Origin of the sequence: Shimia sediminis, assembly GCF_003990645.1 — a bacterium.
Lineage (GTDB): Bacteria > Pseudomonadota > Alphaproteobacteria > Rhodobacterales > Rhodobacteraceae > Shimia > Shimia sediminis.
Window position 1 is genome coordinate 89,311 of record NZ_RYZK01000011.1, and the last position, 17,112, is coordinate 106,422.

The following is a 17,112-nucleotide window of genomic DNA, read 5'->3' on the forward strand; positions in this document are numbered from 1 at the left end:
TCAGGGGCGAAAGCCACCTGCCTTGCGGAACAGGGCTGCAGGTTCTTCGATAAGATCTTTGGAAATGAACGTTTGCGCCATCAAGAGGTCGATACGCCCCTTGGGCCAGGCCTTTTGGTAATAGGATACGTAGTCGCGCGCGGCATCATGTGATCCAAGCTGCCAGAGGGCGGCGGCAATATAGAACACCGAGATTTCGCTGATTGGTTCACCCAGTTCGATGGCGGTTTCAATCTGACGCACGGTTTCCGCGTAATTGCCCAGATAGAATTGTGCGAGGGCATAGACATTTCTGTTGGTTGTCCGGCCCGTGGCCTCCCAATTGTGGGTCGCGGGGTCACTCATGGTGGCGGCACGTTGGAAATCAGCCGTGAAAAACGAAATGATGGCGTCGATCTCACCTGCATGTAGATCGGTTGGATCGAGCTCGATCGCGGTTTCCGAAAGACGTTTTGCGGTGGAATAGTCTCTGTTACTAAAGGCAACCCAGGCCGCGGCGGACTGTACCCAGGACGAGTCCGGGCGCAGCTCGACGGCCCTGGCCGCATAGCTGCGGGCCTGTTCCAACAACATCTGACGGCTGGCTGTCTCTGGCGTAAGGGACGCGATCAGCGCGCTTACCTGAGCGGCCCCGGCGTAGCCACCAAAGTAGGATGGGTCCAGGTCGATGGCGTGTTGCAGCAGGTTCAAAACAAGACCAAGGCGCACGGGATCAATTGCCGGGAACAACAAGTCACGCGCCTGTTCCGCCTGATTTGCAGCCTGGAGCGAGGCGGGTGATTTCTGCAGCATGGCGCGGCGGATGGCGGATTTGCTGTCCGCTGTCATGTCCACGCTGGTGGTGTCTGTGCCCTTCAAACGGTCGGTGAGCAGAAACGCCGTCAAAGCCACCACACCCAACAAAGCCACAATCGCAAGCGGGCTGGCGGCGCGCCGGCGTGATCGCTGTGGCGCGGGTTCCGCGACAACCTCGGGGGGGTGTTCAATGGTGAACTCGGGGCTGTAGCTGCCCGTGGGCACGTCGATCCTGAGCGGATCGTTTTGACCGGTGTTGGCGTAATACTCGCCAAGCCGACGTCTCAACCGACCCGCATCGACGCGCACAACACTGAGATCCGAGTCATTGCCACGCTTACCGCGCCCATAGACATCCTGAGCGATGGTGCGGGCACTGATCGCATCCTTGCGACCGGCGAGGGTTTCAGAGACGACATACTCTAAAAACTCGCGCAGCCGTTTGGCATGGCTGAATTCGGCACTGCGCAACACGCGTGCAACGGCGTCATGCACGTTTTGCGGGTCTATCTCGTTACGTGACGGCTCCAACACCACACCCCTTTGAAAAACACTAGAAATCAATAGGTTACCACCGGTTTCGATCTGCAGGAAACCGATTTTGTTACCGTAACAAACCTATTCAAGCCTATCCAGACAAATGGCGGTACGATAGGCTTGTACGTGTTTTAAGTTGGCAATTGGTCAACCGTGGAGGGACGGCGCGGGTGAGCTATCTAAGGTCCAGATTTCCAGGGCTTCACAAGCAGATCGAAGCGAGCCGCAAGCAAAATGCGGTTCTGGCCGAGATTTGCGACGATCTGGAGGCGCTGGCGGCTCTCTACGACCGAACCGAAACTGAGATGGATGCACAAGCGAAACAGGATGTGTTGGATTCGATCCGTGGGCTGGAGAATGAGATTTCCACCCTGTTTGAACCAACCGACCAATAGAAAAGAGATCCGGAAGGGGGCCTCAATGAAACGTCTGTTATTTACGGCTATCGCGGCAAGCGCCTTGTGCGGCGCGGCGGCGGCCAAGGACAAGCCAGTCGTGCATGACGCGGAGTACTATATTCTTCACGCCCAGAATGCCGAACAATGGGCCGAGGACAATGCCGCGGTTGATGAGAGGCTGGGCAAGTTCCAGGAAGGCAACGAGGGCAAGCCGCCAAACATCCTCTACATTCTTGTCGATGATATTGGCTTTGGCGACATGGGCATCCCCGAGCTGAACGCCGTGCGCGGTATCTCGACCCCGAACATCAATGAGCTGTCGGATCAGGGCATGCGCATGGCGCGGATGTACACCGAGCCGTCCTGTACGCCGACGCGGGTGGCCTTTACCACCGGGCGCCTGCCTGTGCGCATGGGTATGGGCGACACCACCGTGGACATCGCGGGATTTGGTCTGCCGGGCGCAGAGGTCACGCTTGCCGAGCTCTTGAAGGAAGAAGGGTACAACACCGTTCACGTGGGCAAGTGGCACATGGGTGATATTGCCGAAAGCTGGGCGATGAATCAGGGCTTTGACTGGGCCGGGCATCCGATCCACCAGCAGGGGCAATTGACGATCTATTCCGACTCGGCTGTGCGTGAGCAGGTCTCTGTCGGCATCAAGGACTTTGACGACAAATACGTTCTAGACAAGATGTTCCGCCCCAACCCATCTGCCATGGTTCTGGGCATCGAGGGTGAGGCCGGCGGCCCGATCCGCGAAGTTGGTATGGAGCCCGGCGAAACCTGGGATGCGCATAAATACGACGACATGAACCAGCGCTATCAGGATCAGACCATTGAACATATGCGCGCCTTGGCGGCCAAGGACGAGCCGTTCTTTCTGCAATATTGGCCGCTGATTCCGCTCGACAACACACGGACGGGCCGCACAGGGCCTGAGTCTCCGAATGGTGGTCTCTATGCGGATAAGCTGCAGCAGCTGGACACCTGGGTCGGCGATATCATGGCCGAAATGGATACCTTGGGAATTGCTGACAACACCATCGTTGTTCTGATGGGCGACAACGGGCACTTTACCAAGTACTCACCCCAATCCGGGTTTACGCCCATGGTTTTCCGCGGTGGCAAAGGTGACACGACCGAAGGTGGTATACGTGTGGATGCGTTCATTCGCTGGCCGGGCATGATTGAGGCCGACAGCATCGTGAACAACATCATTCACGTGTCTGACCTCTATACCACGCTGGCGCGTATGACCGGAGCGGACAAGCACATCCCACGTGATCGTCTGGTGGATGGTGTGGACCAATCCGCCGCCATCTTGATCGACGACACCAAGGGACGTCGGGACCACCTGATTGTCTATTCGGTTCATTCGCCCAAGGCGATCATCAAGGATCATCTGAAGCTGAACCTGCCCGGACCCGGTGAAAGCCCGATCCTTGCGGACTTCTTCGACGTCTACCGCGATACCCATGAGAAGTATCCGGTCTCGACCGAGGTGGGCGCCTGGGGCGGCAAAGAGTTTGTGCGCATTCTGGAGCGTCACATGGCGCGGAAACAGAAGTATCCCGACACTCCGCCCGCCTATGGCGTGCCGTATGAGGGCATCGAAAACCTGCGTCCCGAAACGCAGGCTGCGGTCGAAGCCTTTATGCTGAAACGCGCGTCGGTCGAACAATAAAGTAACACCGCCGGGGCGATATCTGCGCCCCGGCATTTCAACATTGGCGGGTGAAGCTGGCGGGTGGTACCCTGTCGGACAAGACAATGGCAAACCCGCATTTTCGTGAGGCTATTATGAAACATCGCAGACTTGCAGCGCTTTTGCTTTCGGCAGCAATCCTGCCCGCAGCTCAAGCATCCGCCCAATCCCTGGCCGCACCCGGTCAGACCGAAAGCGACTCGGAATGGCGCCACGCGGTGGGATTGTACATGTTCGCCCCGCTGCGCACCAAGGGCACGTCGACGGTTGGTGGTGTGTCGGCAGGCATCGATATGGATCTGGGCGATGTTCTGGATGTTTTGGACTTTGCGGCGTCTGGCCGTTACGAGGCATGGAAGGGTGATTGGGGCATCATCTTTGACGCCAACTATGCCGGGATTTCGGAAGAGTCCCCACTTGGGATTGGGAACGTCAAGGTCACCTCGCGCCAAAAATGGGCGGCTATTCTGGCTGGTTATCGCGTGGCGCAGGGCACCTCGGGCAATGGCCAGCCCTTTGCAATTGATGTTCAGGGCGGCGCACGCTGGAACTCGATCAAGCAGACCATTCGGACCGCCGGGCCGACCTTTGGTGGTGACGAGGGTTGGGTTGAACCTGTGATTGGTGTTCGCGGCATGTGGCGTCTGAACGACCGGTGGACAACCATAGCATCTGCGGATGCCGGTGGTTTTGGCGCTGGCGGCAATGATCTACAGTACAGCCTGAACCTGGGCTTTGATTATCAACCGTGGGAGAGAACGGCGATCACTTTTGGCTATCGTTACCTCAATGTGGACTACAGCACCCGTGGCGGCACGTTTGCCTATGATGTCGAACAGCACGGCCCCTATGTCGGTGTGAAGTTCTTCTTCTGATCCGGGTCAGATAGTCCAGAGTTTTTGGGCCGATCCCGCGGGGGTTGGCCCTTTTTCATGTCGCGGGATGCAGAAACGACAAGGGCGCCACGGAAACCCGTGACGCCCTTGCGAAGTGTTTAAAGTGATGGGTCGACTTTAGAAATGCATCGACTTGGCACCGGCCGGCACCTGCAGCGGCGGGGCGAATTTGGTCAGGTCGATGCCTTCGACAGCGGCCTTGTATTCTTCCAGCGTCGGCGTCCGGCCGAGGATGGCTGAGAGCACAACAACCGGGGTCGACCCCAGCAGCGATTCACCCTTCTTGTCAGGCGCATCGGCCACAACGCGGCCCTGGAACAGGCGCGTCGATGTGGCGAGAACCGTGTCACCCTTGGCCGCCTTTTCCTGGTTGCCCATGCAGAGGTTACAGCCGGGGCGTTCGAGATAGAGAATGTTCTCATACTCGGTACGTGCCTGCGCCTTGGGGAACAGATCGTCAAACTCAAAGCCCGAGTACTTTTGCAGGATTTCCCAGTCGCCTTCTTCTTTCAGCTCGTCGATGATGTTGTAGGTCGGTGCGGCCACAACAAGCGGCGCTTTGAATTCGACCTTGCCATGCTCTTTCTCGAGGTTCTTCAGCATCTGGGCGACAATCTTGATGTCCCCCTTGTGCACCATGCACGAGCCGACAAAGCCGAGATCCACGTGCTTTTCAGCGTTGTAGAACGAGATTGGGCGAATGGTGTCGTGGGTATAGCGCTTGGACACATCGGCGTTGTTCACGTCGGGGTCGGCGATCATCGGTTCGTCGATGACATTCAGATCAACAACAACCTCGGCATAGTATTTGGCGTTGGCGTCCGGGGTCAGGGCGGGTTTTTCACCCGACTTGATCTCGGCAATACGCCTGTCGGCGATGTCGATCAGCTTTTGCAGCATGCCATTTTCATGCTCCATGCCCTTGTCGATCATGATCTGGATGCGGCTCTTGGCCAGTTCCAGCGAGCCCACCAGCGTGTCGTCGTTCGAGATACAGATCGAGGCCTTGGCCTTCATCTCGGCAGTCCAGTCAGTAAAGGTGAACGCCTGGTCCGCCAGCAATGTGCCGATGTGCACTTCGATCACGCGGCCCTGGAAGACGTTGTCACCGTGCTGTTCCAGCATCTGTTTCTGGGTGGCATGAACAACGTCGCGGAAGTCCATGTGGTCGGCCATCTCGCCCTTGAAGGTAACCTTGACCGATTCCGGGATCGGCATCGAGGCCTCACCGGTTGCCAGTGCCAGCGCCACGGTGCCCGAGTCCGCGCCAAAGGCCACACCCTTGGACATGCGGGTGTGGCTGTCGCCGCCGATGATGATCGCCCAGTCGTCCACGGTGATGTCGTTCAACACCTTGTGGATCACGTCGGTCATGGCGTGATATTCACCTTTGGGGTCACGCGCAGTGACAAGGCCGAAATCGTTCATGAACTTCATCAGGCGCGGGGTGTTGGCCTGTGCCTTGGCATCCCAGACAGACGCGGTGTGGCAGCCAGACTGATACGCACCATCAACCGAAGGTGACAGCACAGTGGCGGCCATGGCTTCGAGTTCCTGGCTGGTCATCAGGCCGGTGGTGTCCTGCGAGCCAACGATGTTGACCTGAACCCGCACGTCCGATCCGGCGTGCAGGGTTTTGCCGGGGGTCGTGCCCTTGGCGTTCTTGTTGAAGATCTTTTCAACGGCGGTCAGGCCCTGACCTTCGTGGCTGATTTCTTTCGAGGTGGCAAAGACCTGTGGGGCCTCAACACCCAGAGTTTCAGCGGCAAATGTTTGCAGCTTTTTGCCAAAGACGATGGCGTAAGAGCCACCGGCCTTCATGAATTCCATTTTCTGGGGGGTAAACGCCGAGGACACATCGACCAGCTCTTGGCCGTCTTCGCTGTAGAGCTTCTGATCCTTGGTGTTGATCTTGAGAACGGTACCGGTTTCGACCGAGTATTTCTGCTCGAGGATCGGGTTGCCGTCGTTGTTCAGAATGGCGTTGCCGTCTTCGTCAACTTTCTTGACCCAGTTCTTGAGGTCCAGACCAATACCGCCGGTCACGCCCACGGTGGTCAGGAAAATTGGCGAGATACCATTGGTCCCCGCTACAACCGGCGCGTAGTTCACGAAAGGCACATAGGGCGAGGCCTGTTTGCCGGTCCAGAGCGCCACGTTGTTAACGCCCGACATCCGTGACGAGCCAACGCCCATGGTGCCCTTTTCTGCGATCAGCATCACCCGCTTGTCAGGGTGCTGGATTTTCAGCGCTTCGATTTCTTTCTGCGCTGCTTCGGTGATCATGCATTTGCCGTGCAGTTCACGGTCCGAACGCGAGTGGGCCTCGGCACCCGGGGACAAGAGGTCGGTCGAGATATCGCCTTCGCCAGCGATGTAGGTCACGACCTTGACTTCGCCATCCACATCGGGAAGCTTGGTGAAGAACTCGGCCTGCACATAGCTTTCCAGAATGTCCTTGGCCACGGCATTGCCATCGGCATAAGCCGCCGCGAGGCGGTCGGTGTCTGCTTCGTAGAGGAAGACCTGGGTCTTGAGCACATCCGCTGCTTTTGACGCATTCGACGCATCGTCCCCCAGGGCCAGATCCAACAGAACCTCGACCGACGGGCCGCCCTTCATGTGCGACAGCAGTTCAAAGGCAAAATCAGGGGTGATTTCTGCGACATCCGCAGCGCCCAGGATGATCTCTTTGAGGAACTTTGCCTTAACACCCGCAGCGCTGGTTGTGCCCGGCAACGTGTTGTAGATGAAGAAATTCAGAGAATCTTCACGATGCGCGTTGCCAGTGTCCCTGATTTGCGCGATCAGCTCTTTAACAAGCGCGCCGTCGTCGATTGGTTTGGGGTGCAGTCCCTGCTCTTTGCGAGCGTCGATTTCGGTTAGGTAGTCGGTGTAGAGGCTCATGACGTTCCCTAGAATTGATGGTCTCGAAAGCTCGATCACCGGCCCTCAGACATTTCTGGGAACCGGTGATCAACGCTGTTGTATGCTATTGTATACTGCACTGGTCCCGTTTGCAAGATACCCGGCAGCGACAAGTTGAAACACCTTTGCTTATTGGCGAATACACACGGGTTTGCCAAGTACGCACCTCGCCACAGGTGGTAAATTTCAGCTAAACCAGACATTCCGTCGAATGAAAAACACGCACGGAAAAGTTGCTTAAACTTGTCCAGAGGCTGAGTATGGGATATGCCTTTGATCAATACTGAACGATACATTTTTCCGTCCTCGAAAACAGGTGTCCCGCATTTTTGAAAAACACCTACAGTCCCAACCGAGACGTTTTCAGGAATTGAATATAGAATTGCTTTTTTGAGCACAGGCATTTTTGAAAGTAGCCAAAATGAATGAATCTGAATTGCTCCCTTGGTTTTTGGCCCAGGTCAAACCCAACGCCCACAATATCGCGATCCGGAATCTGGACAGGCAAGGTTACCAGACCTTTTTGCCGTTTCACGAGGTTTCAGTGCGCAGACGGGGAAAAGCGACCCAGGCCATCAAGCCACTTTTTCCAGGCTATGTCTTTGTTAGCCCAACGGCGCGCGTTTCTCGTCTGGACAAGATCAACAACACTTATGGTGTCAGCCGATTGGTTAGTTTTGGTGCGGATGCTGTCGAAGTGCCCGCGGACCTCATAAAGGGATTGCGCGATAGATGTGATAGTGCCGGGATGCTCCTGCCGCCAAAAGAGCTGGTTGCAGGGAGCACGGTCGAAATTGTGCGCGGACCATTTGCGGACTTTGTGGCGACGGTCGAAAAGGTGGGAGATCAACAGCGAGTTTGGGTTCTTTTGGATGTGTTGGGCAAGTCGACACGGGTGAGTATGAGGTCTGATAACCTGCGATCTGCCTGACAGCCCGATTGGGCCGATGCGCCTGAACGTGCACTGCGGGCGCAACTCAAGTTAACGGGGCTTGGTCTACCAAAAAACTGAGCAGGCGCTTGCTCAGTTCGTTCTGCCGGAGGTCTTATTTGTATTCATAGCGATAGTCATAGCTACCGTACTTCTGGCCTTTGGAGCGTTCAAAACCGTTGAAGATCGCACCAGCGATTTTGACGTTTGATGCTTCAAGCTCGCGTTGCATGGCCTGAACTTCTCGTTCCTGTGTTTCACCATATCTTATGACCGCAAGCGTCATGCTTGCATGCCTGGCGATCATCACGGGATCCGTTACAGCAAGCACCGGCGGACAATCGACAATGATGAGATCAAATTGATCTGAGAGTTGTGACAACAGCTCTGAGAGTGCTGGGCGCAGCAGCAGGTCAGCCGGGTTCGGAGGGAATTTCCCAGTCGGGATAAAAGATAGATTCTCGACTGCGGTCTCGGACACCACATCGTCGAGTTTGCCCTCTCCGGTCAGCCAATCCGCCAAGCCAGGTTGGTTCTTTTTCTGCCCAAAAAACTTGCGAAGCTGGCCACGGCGCATATCCGCATCAATCAAGCACACTTTCTGACCGGCTTGTGCAGAGACGGTGGCCAAGTTTACAGAGCAAAACGACTTGCCAACATTTGGGCTGGGGCTGGTAAGTGAAAGAACCTTGGAATCGCTTTCAAGCATTCCAAAATGCAAACTTGTTCGCAGGCCCCGGAACGCCTCGACCGCCAGGTCGGTCGGTTCATCGACCGCCAGGATTGGCCTTGTTTCCTGACCCTTAATGTCCTTTACAAAACTCGATTTCACTAAGTTGATTGCGGCAAAAACCGAAAGTCCAAGGGTTTCGATCTCGTCACTTGATTTGATCCCCTGGGACCTGAAGTTCCTTAGCAGAACCCAGCCAATGCCCAACATCAATCCCAAAATCCCGCCCATCGCGACGATCATGGACTTTCGTGGCGCGACTGGGATCGATGCTGTCTGGGCCCGGTCAATAACCCGCACGTTGCCGATGGTGCTGGCTTTGACCACACGGAGTTCCTGTGCTCGTATAAGCAGCTTGCTGTAGGTTTCGCGGGCGAGTTCCAACTCTTGAGTCAGGTCGAAAATCTCGCGTTGTGTCTCGGGCAGGTTCAACGACTTTGACTTGAGTGACTGGAGTTGATTTTCCAGCTGCTCTTTTTTGGTAAGCAATATCCGGTAGGTCGGATGGTTGGTCGTGTACTTTCTCTGGAGTTCTTGCTCTTCGATTTCGAGAACTGCCAGCTCAGCTTCAATTTGACTTCGCTGCTGCAGAAGAGCCTGTGTTTCAAAGCTCAGATCCAGGGTGTTACGTTCACTTTGAAGGTCTTTCAGCTGGCCCTCAGCACGGTCAACGAGGGCACGAACCTCTGGCAACCGCTCTTCGACAAATTGCAAGCTGCTTTCGGCTTCGGCTGAATTGCGGGAAATATTCTGGCGAAGATACGCGTTCACAATGGCGCCCAGTGCGCGCGAGGCATCTTCCTTGTTCCCATCTCTATATGTCAGATTAAGGACGCCGGAGTTTCGGCCTTTTTCGGACACTCCGATTTTCTCACGAACCGATTTTATGGCGTCCTCTTCGCTCTTTTGAATAACGACAAACTCGCGACCGACTGCCCCTTGAAGCTCGTTGACCTCGATCGAGAGGCCGGTCTCATTGTCGATGAACTGCTCGCCCAACTTGGCTGTAAAGGTTGGACCCTCTGGAACGGCAATAGAGAATTGAGAGTCAGACAGTTTTTCCAGGATAATCTCTTCGCCCAGCAGTTCAGGCGGTACTTGCAAGAACTTGAGAGTGATGGACTCGTCAGATTGCGAATAGGGTTTCAGGAACTCAGGGAGATCGACAAGATATCCAAATCTGGACACAAAGTGACCGACAACAGGGACTTTTTTAGGATTGGCAACCCAATCCAGGTTTTGTTCGGCGACGGCTTGGCCCAACACCATGCGAGACTTGATCAGTTCTATTTCTGTGACACTCGCCGGTTCGTCACCAAACCCCTCCAGCGCGGCAGAAAAAGGGTTTGAACCGGCTTTTTCTTCAAGTTGAAGCAGAGCATCCGCCTGATACGTCGGGGGTGTGTTGAGCGCCCAAAAAACGCTTAGTAGTACTACACAAAATGTGACCGCAGCGATGCGCCATTTACCGTACCACAACGTGGCAACAAGCTGGCCTAGATCAATCTCATCATCGACTCGGTCATTGGAACTGGGTGAAGATACGTTCATTTAGAAACTACTTTATTTTTTAAGCCGCAGCGCCCAACCGGTCATGGCCGCATCGAGTTGCTTATACACGTGTTCATGAAATTCTCTGGATTTTTTGTAGGGGTCCGCAATATCCCCCCCACCGGTCCAGTGGTCTGCCAGCATCACGCGCCCGCTGACCTCTGGGGCTATCCTGCTGACTGCTGCTTTGTGGCCCGTCTCCATGACGAGAATCAGGTCTGCTGATGCCAGTAACTCCGGAGAGGCCTGGCGAGCACTGTGCCCATCAAGCGACACGCTGTTTTCGGCCGCAACCTCTGTCGCCGTTGCATCCGCAGGCTTTCCAACCAATGCCCCTATGCCCGCCGAAGTAACGTTTAACTCGGGAACCTTGTCCTGAAGCAAACGTTCACCCAATGGCGATCGGCAAATATTGCCCACGCAAACGACAAGAACAGACTTAAACATGGCCCAAAACCCGCGCTTCCAAAGTGACGCTAGAAATTCCGCTGGAGTGTTTCAAGCGTACTGATCGCAGACACACTTGGCAAAAGCTGATTGATTGTATCGTTCCAATGCTGAAGCGGTGAACGTGTTATGAACACAACGTCCTGTGGCACCAGAGTAAACTTTGTACCCAAAAGCCACCCTTCTGGTGTCGTTGTGTCAAACTGATAGACGGTCATCTCGCCGCTGACCTGGCGAAAGACAAAGACGCCTCGGGCGTCGGACCGCACCTTGGCAGGGCCGCCGGCCTCGTTCACGGCTTCGGTCAGAGACACCAGCTCGCTTGTCACATCCACGGCTTCGTTGCGCAGCGCTTCGCCCATCACGAAAGCTTCCTGGTTCTCACGTTCGGGGACATGCACGACATCGCCAGAACGCAGGACCGGGTTGTTGCTCGCCATGTTGGCTTCGAGGAAGCCGCGCAAATCAACCTGATATGCACGCCCATCACGGCGTAGGGTGACTTGTCCGATATCCGCGTCCTCTGTCCAGCCGCCAGCGGCGTTGACCGCTTGAAGCATCGTTAGGGGCACAGTTGTCAAAGGTTGGCGGTTCGGTGTCTCAACCTCACCGCTGACCACAACGTTTTGAGAATTGAATGCGATCAGACGGACGTCAACTTGTGGTTCATTGATATAGGCGCGAAGCTTTTGCGAAACCTCCTGCCGCACTGACTGCACTGATTGCCCTGCAGCATGAATCTCACCAATGAACGGAAAGAAGAAGGTTCCGTCAGCCTGCACCTCGAACCCCAGGAGTTTCTCGTTGTCCGAACTTACCTGATTCAAGGAAAGCTCTGGGTGTTCGAATACGGTGACGGAAATGATATCGCCAACACCGATTTTGTACGACCACTCGGTTCCGGCAGGAACGGAGGCGCGCTGAAAGCTGCGGTTTGACGTGTGATAGCGGCCTATGTTTTTACTCGAAATTCTAACGATCTTGACGCTTTCAGGCAGTTCCGCTTGATCCGCTTCGCTAGTCGGAAACACGGTCATTGCCTCGGAACACCCCGACAGCACCACCGCACAGATGAGTAAAAAACGTATCATTCCTGCCCCAGGATAATCGCATTCAATAGCCGCTCCGGCCTCAACCGGTTTATTATGTCTGGTGACTATCATTGCTCAGAAGTCGTTTCAATTGCGCATTTGGGGATGTCCGCACAATTTATTGGTGTTTTTTTACTCGTACGGTCCATTATCTGAAAGCGAAAGGATTATAGGCGAAAATCCGCCGGCCCACGCAACCACAAGCCTTAAATTTGCCACGGCCGAGATCAACGCACCTCTCTGGGGCAAGGGGATAGACTTTGAACGCAAAAGGATTTGCAAGCCGTCAATGGGGCGTGACCACTTTCTAGAACTATCGGTGGTCCTAACCCCCCGCGTTAGCGTTTTATTAGCGAATCGGATTGATTCAACACGCTCTGACGTGTATTTTCGGCAACGGGCAGGACCTTTTTTGCTGCAAGTGCGAAATTGAACTATCGACCAGGCCTCCGAGTTGGGCAAACAACAACCAATTCGGTGAGGGCAGTCTTTTTTGACCGAACGCCTTTTCGGGTCGTACGATTGGTGATTTGATTAATAGCGAAGTGATAATTTGTGATGCAAACTCTATTTAGCCTCCTCTGGTTTTTCTATCCAGCTGCGTTGGTGAGCCTGGTCGTGTCGATCATTATTGTGCTCACCAAAAATTTGCATATCGGCTTTACCGCCAAAGGGCATGCCGGCCTGGAAATTCAAAGCTCTCACATGGTGCCGACACCGCGCATTGGCGGGATCGCATTTATGGCTGGCTTGATCACCTCACTATTTCTTGTGAGCAAAGAGACCGGTTTCCTTGCAATGGTGATGCTTGGTGCGGCTGTCCCGGTGTTTCTGGCGGGCCTTGCTGAAGATATCGGCATTGGCGCTAGCCCGAAAAAACGTCTGCTCGCTGCCATGGTCAGCAGTTTGTTCATGATCTTGTTGTCCGGCTACTATGTGAAGTCCGGTGTGGCTCCGGGGCTGGATTATCTTCTTGGTTTTGCAGTGATTGGTGGCGTTTTCACCATCTTCATTACAGCCGCTGTTTGCCACGCATTCAATCTGGTCGACGGGTTGAACGGGTTGGCGATGTCAATTGCGCTTTTGGCGTCCAGTGCTATGGCAATCATGGCATTGCAGACCGGAGACTTTCCGGTGGCCTTCATGGCCGGAGCAATCGCGGCATCGATTGCAGGCGTTCTGCTGCTGAATTTCCCTTTAGGCAAAATCTTCTTGGGGGATGCAGGGGCCTACACCCTTGGCTTCCTTGTCGCATGGACCGGCGTTTTGCTGATCACCAGGAACCCAGAAGTTTCCAAGTGGGCAGTTCTGCTCGCGGTCTTTTGGCCCTTCATGGACACAACCGCAGCCGTTCTGCGCCGCATCCGCAAAAAAGCCCCTATTGGCGAACCCGACAAGCTGCATTTCCACCACGTGATCAAGCGTGTCATTGATGTGACCTTGAGCTCGGCTGAGAACAACACAATCGCCAATCCACTTGCGACCGTAGCAATGCTGCCGTTTGTTGCGCTGCCTCCGCTGCTGGGCATCCTGACCGCGCAAAGTGTCAGCGCAAGCCTGATGGCGTTGGCGTTTTCGATTTGTATGTATTTTGCGATCAAGATCTCGATCGTGCGGAATTTCAGACGGATTGGCCGGGCAGCAGGTGAAAGAGTATCTGCTCCGGCTCAACAGCCTCTGCGCGAGGTGGCTTCGAACGAAGGTCACTTGTCACGCAAAGAAGAACCAAGCCAGCAAGCGGCGTAATACTGCGCCTGTGAATTTTTCTGCCGGGTGATGACAAGTTGCCCGGCATTTTTCTGTGCACAACACTCTTTCTTACGGTGCACTTGGGGCTGGCTAGAGCGGTATTGGGTCTGGCGGTGCCGTGGGTGCAGCACAGCAGCGTTCCTATCTTAAAGGCGTTCAAAGGGGCCTTTTACGAGGCTGACCTCTGGTTGCGGACACATGCGTCGAAAACGCTGAACCCCGGACATGGCAACACAGTGTTACGCTGACGCCCAAAGGGAGTGTCTGACCTCTCGCCACACACCCCCAAAAGAATACCTGCCAAGTCATCGGCAGGCACATTCCTATCAAACGAGAACGAACATATCCTCGGAGAAGTCCGAGATTTGTACGCCTTCAAAGGTGATAGTAGTCCCACCCTGTGTCAGGGTGACATCATCCCCAACCTGGCTCAGGGCAGCGAGCGCCGCGGCCCCGTTTGCAAATCCAAACTGCTGAAGTTCGATCATATCCCAGGCCTCGAGGCCAATCACCGAATGGGATCCGGCTTCGGTGCTGTCAAATACGAACGTATCTGATCCCCAGCCTCCAAACAACGTATTGGTCCCGGCACCACCATCGATACGGTCATCTGCGCCGTCAGTGCGCTGGAAGTCGATGAAGTCGTCCCAGGAATTTGCAATGAACTCTAAGCTTTCTGAAAATCCGAGAACAATCTCTTCGCGTGTCATGCTCCCGCTTTCCAGCGCGTTCAGCCAGCTCGCCAGACCCGCCGCATCCGGAGCGCGGTCAAGTACGTTGTTGTACAAGAGCGTTACGAACTGTGTATTGGTCGTGGAGCCATAGATGTTCTGGAATTCGGTACTGGCCATCAAACCCGACGCGGCCCATTCCAGCGTTTCTCCATTGGCCAAGGCGGCGGTCCAGTTCCAAAGGCCGGCGATGTCCGGAGCACGGTCCAGAACAGCCTGATAGAGGCGGAACATGTTGTCAGTCCAATACGACTGATACCCGGACCAGCTGTAGGACAGTGCCGAGCCGGATGTGTTGTTTTGGAACTCAGCGCTTTCGGAGAAGCCCAGCACAACTTGCTCTCGGGTCTGGGTGTTGTTGTCCAATGCCGCCACCCAAGGGGCCATTTCACTTGCGCTTGGATTGCGGTCCAACACGTTATTGTAAAGCAGCGTAACAAACTCTGTATTCGAGGTTGCCCCATACGTGCTTTGAAATTCTACGCTGTTAACGAAGCCTGACACGATGTTCTCGAGGGTTTGGCCGCCAATCAGTGCTTCGGTCCAAGAGCGATGCCCGGCATAATCCGGTTCGCGGTCCAAAGTCGCGCGGTACAGGCGATAGACCTGGTTGGCCTGAAAATCAAAACTTCCGATCCCCTGCTCGCCGTTCAGGAAATCGTCGCCCTCGTCCCCTTGAAGGGTGTCCTGACCGTTTGCCCCTTCGAGGTGATCGGCGCCCTCACCACCTGACAAGCTGTCATTTCCTGTGGAACCAACCAAAAGATCGCTGCCTTGATCGCCCATAAGAGTGTCATCGCCCTGACCGCCGATCAAACGGTCCTGACCTCGACCACCCGACACATTGTTGTCAGCGTCGTTGCCGGTGACCGTGTCGTTGCCGTCGCCCAGGATCACGTTTTCGATGGCATCGTTCGCCAGGGTGGCCCATTGGGTGCCGTCCACCTGAATGGACCCGCCGCTGGCCAGATTGATCGAGACGTTGCCGGTTACGGCTGCAAAGACCAACGTGTCCGTACCACCGTCCGTATCACTGATCGACTGGCGCCCGGATTCCACCGAGGCGAGCGCCTGAAAGTCATTGGTAAAGAACCACTCGGTATCCGCAGATTGCGCGCTGCCACGGAATTCAAGATCCAGATCGCGCAGCCAACCTGTATCCCCTCCGGCAAAATCCCGAACTTCAATGCTCCACGTTCCGGCGCTGTCCACTCCGCGGAAATTGGTCATCCCAAAGGTATAGTCACCGGTGATGTCGGTGCCCCATCCTTCGCGGTAGAATAGCTGATGGCGTTCCCCATCTGGTGAAATCAGGGTGATTGCAAGATCACCCGAGTATGTGTGTGTCAAATCGACATTTACATAGAGGTGTTCGATTTCAATACTGCCGGAAACGGTCACACTCATGGTGACGGTTCCATAGTCAGTAATCTGCATCGCCGATTGCGATGAGCTTGCCGTCACAGTCTGCACATTCGCCGAGGTCGCCGCAGTGTCATACATGAGGCCCCAAATTTCGGCCAGACGCACTGCAGCAAGAACATCAATGTGGCCGTAACCATAGCTGGGGTTAAAGCTGACTCCGCCGCCATTCCAGTTGCCAGCTGAGTTGCTGGTCCATGCGGCAACTTCGTACCCGCTGCTCGAACTGCCATAGTTCGAACCGGTCTGTGCCGCAGACATGGCCAGAATGTTCTGAACATCTCTCCAACCCAGATCTGGGTTGGCCTCGAGTATCAGCGCAATAACCCCGGACACCACAGGTGTTGCAGCCGAGGTGCCATTGAAGCCCGTTGTGTATTCCCCGCTGGAATATCCGGCTGACCCGGTCCTGTCAGTTGTCACTGAGGCGGCAGGTGCGGAAATCAGAAGGTTGTGACCGTAGTTCGAGTAGCTGGAAACTGCGCCACCCTGCTCGATAGCGCCAACGGTAATGACGTGATGCGCCGAGTTTAACCCAGCGCCTTGAGCGTTGCCGTACACGCCATAGTTGTTGATCAGAGACGAGTCATTGGCTTCGTTGCCGGCAGCCTTGACGATAATGGTACCAAGACCGCCGCGGCCATTGATCGCGCCGTATTCAAAGGCATTGGCCTGCTGGGCCGCTGCAGAGGAAAAGTCCCCGATATCATGGTTGTTACCATAGACGCCCAAGCTGCCCCAGCTGTTGTTCACGATGTCGAACTCGGCGCTCCACCGCAGTGTAGCCAGGTTGGTTGACCAAACATTTTGGAGATCGTTCAGATAGTCGACCCCGGTGATCGATGAGTCAAAAGCAATCCCGACGCCACCGAGATTGTTATCAGAGGCGCCAATGATCCCTGCAACAGCCGTGCCGTGCCCGTCTGAACTACTGTTGGGTTGTCCATTGTCGCCGCTGAAATGCAACGAGGCATCATAGTTGCCCACGAGGTCCTCGTGCGTACGCTCAACCCCATCATCGTAGACCCCAACACTAACACCTTGTCCGGTGTAGTCTTGCCAAACAGTTTCGATATCGCCGATCTGGGGCAAATGCCATTGCGAAGCGTAAAGTGGGTTTGTGCTGGTCACGGGCCTAACCTATTGTAACTAAAATACAGTTAATACCCCGACGACTTTACATCGCTCAACTTGCAAC

Annotated in this window: 11 protein-coding genes; 5 read left to right on the forward strand and 6 right to left on the reverse strand. The window is 55.2% G+C overall.

What is annotated here, in order from left to right; translation table 11 throughout:
* Positions 1–1,326, reverse strand: a complete 1,326-nt coding sequence (locus EK369_RS18455) for a tetratricopeptide repeat protein (RefSeq protein WP_127115740.1) — start codon at positions 1,324–1,326, stop codon at positions 1–3.
* A 176-nt stretch (positions 1,327–1,502) separates the two neighbouring features.
* On the opposite strand from EK369_RS18455, the gene EK369_RS18460 reads away from it, so the two are divergent.
* The 3 genes from EK369_RS18460 (at position 1,503) to EK369_RS18470 (ending at position 4,313) form a co-directional block, all read left to right on the forward strand.
* Positions 1,503–1,727, forward strand: a complete 225-nt coding sequence (locus EK369_RS18460) for a hypothetical protein (protein WP_127115741.1) — start codon at positions 1,503–1,505, stop codon at positions 1,725–1,727.
* Between the two features lie 25 nt (positions 1,728–1,752).
* Entirely contained in the window at positions 1,753–3,417 is a 1,665-nt protein-coding gene (locus EK369_RS18465) for a sulfatase-like hydrolase/transferase (protein ID WP_127115742.1), read from the forward strand.
* Positions 3,418–3,533: 116 nt separating this feature from the next.
* A complete protein-coding gene (locus tag EK369_RS18470; protein WP_127115743.1) occupies positions 3,534–4,313 on the forward strand; it encodes a hypothetical protein in 780 nt (259 codons plus the stop codon).
* 138 nt (positions 4,314–4,451) lie between these two features.
* On the opposite strand, the gene EK369_RS18475 is transcribed toward EK369_RS18470, so the two are convergent.
* The gene (locus EK369_RS18475; RefSeq protein WP_127115744.1) at positions 4,452–7,241 is read right to left on the reverse strand and encodes a bifunctional aconitate hydratase 2/2-methylisocitrate dehydratase; all 2,790 of its coding nucleotides are present in this window, start codon (positions 7,239–7,241) and stop codon (positions 4,452–4,454) included.
* A 442-nt stretch (positions 7,242–7,683) separates the two neighbouring features.
* Between EK369_RS18475 and nusG the strand changes: the two genes are divergently transcribed.
* A complete protein-coding gene (gene nusG / locus EK369_RS18480) occupies positions 7,684–8,193 on the forward strand; it encodes a transcription termination/antitermination protein NusG (RefSeq protein ID WP_127115776.1) in 510 nt (169 codons plus the stop codon).
* A gap of 115 nt (positions 8,194–8,308) precedes the next feature.
* On the opposite strand, the gene EK369_RS18485 is transcribed toward nusG, so the two are convergent.
* Genes EK369_RS18485 through EK369_RS18495 form a run of 3 tightly spaced genes read right to left on the reverse strand, consistent with a single transcriptional unit; the run spans position 8,309 to position 12,012 of the window.
* Positions 8,309–10,474: a polysaccharide biosynthesis tyrosine autokinase gene (locus EK369_RS18485; RefSeq protein WP_127115745.1), complete on the reverse strand. Its 2,166-nt coding sequence runs from the start codon at positions 10,472–10,474 to the stop codon at positions 8,309–8,311.
* Between the two features lie 12 nt (positions 10,475–10,486).
* Complete coding sequence (locus EK369_RS18490) at positions 10,487–10,921, reverse strand: low molecular weight protein-tyrosine-phosphatase (RefSeq protein ID WP_127115746.1); 435 nt, start codon at positions 10,919–10,921, stop codon at positions 10,487–10,489.
* Positions 10,922–10,950: 29 nt separating this feature from the next.
* Positions 10,951–12,012, reverse strand: coding sequence for a polysaccharide biosynthesis/export family protein (locus EK369_RS18495; protein ID WP_127115747.1), 1,062 nt, complete (start codon positions 12,010–12,012; stop codon positions 10,951–10,953).
* A gap of 558 nt (positions 12,013–12,570) precedes the next feature.
* Between EK369_RS18495 and EK369_RS18500 the strand changes: the two genes are divergently transcribed.
* Positions 12,571–13,758, forward strand: coding sequence for an MraY family glycosyltransferase (locus EK369_RS18500; RefSeq protein WP_127115748.1), 1,188 nt, complete (start codon positions 12,571–12,573; stop codon positions 13,756–13,758).
* A gap of 329 nt (positions 13,759–14,087) precedes the next feature.
* On the opposite strand, the gene EK369_RS18505 is transcribed toward EK369_RS18500, so the two are convergent.
* Positions 14,088–17,045: a DUF4214 domain-containing protein gene (locus EK369_RS18505; protein ID WP_127115749.1), complete on the reverse strand. Its 2,958-nt coding sequence runs from the start codon at positions 17,043–17,045 to the stop codon at positions 14,088–14,090.
* Between the last annotated feature and the right edge of the window lie 67 nt (positions 17,046–17,112).

Coding starts and splice junctions, on each gene's coding strand:
- EK369_RS18475 (WP_127115744.1), bottom strand. CDS start 7,241: ATGAGCCTCTACACCGACTACCTAACCGAAATCGACGCTCGCAAAGAG.
- EK369_RS18490 (WP_127115746.1), bottom strand. CDS start 10,921: ATGTTTAAGTCTGTTCTTGTCGTTTGCGTGGGCAATATTTGCCGATCG.
- EK369_RS18495 (WP_127115747.1), bottom strand. CDS start 12,012: ATGATACGTTTTTTACTCATCTGTGCGGTGGTGCTGTCGGGGTGTTCC.
- EK369_RS18485 (WP_127115745.1), bottom strand. CDS start 10,474: ATGAACGTATCTTCACCCAGTTCCAATGACCGAGTCGATGATGAGATT.
- EK369_RS18470 (WP_127115743.1), top strand. CDS start 3,534: ATGAAACATCGCAGACTTGCAGCGCTTTTGCTTTCGGCAGCAATCCTG.
- nusG (WP_127115776.1), top strand. CDS start 7,684: ATGAATGAATCTGAATTGCTCCCTTGGTTTTTGGCCCAGGTCAAACCC.
- EK369_RS18465 (WP_127115742.1), top strand. CDS start 1,753: ATGAAACGTCTGTTATTTACGGCTATCGCGGCAAGCGCCTTGTGCGGC.
- EK369_RS18500 (WP_127115748.1), top strand. CDS start 12,571: ATGCAAACTCTATTTAGCCTCCTCTGGTTTTTCTATCCAGCTGCGTTG.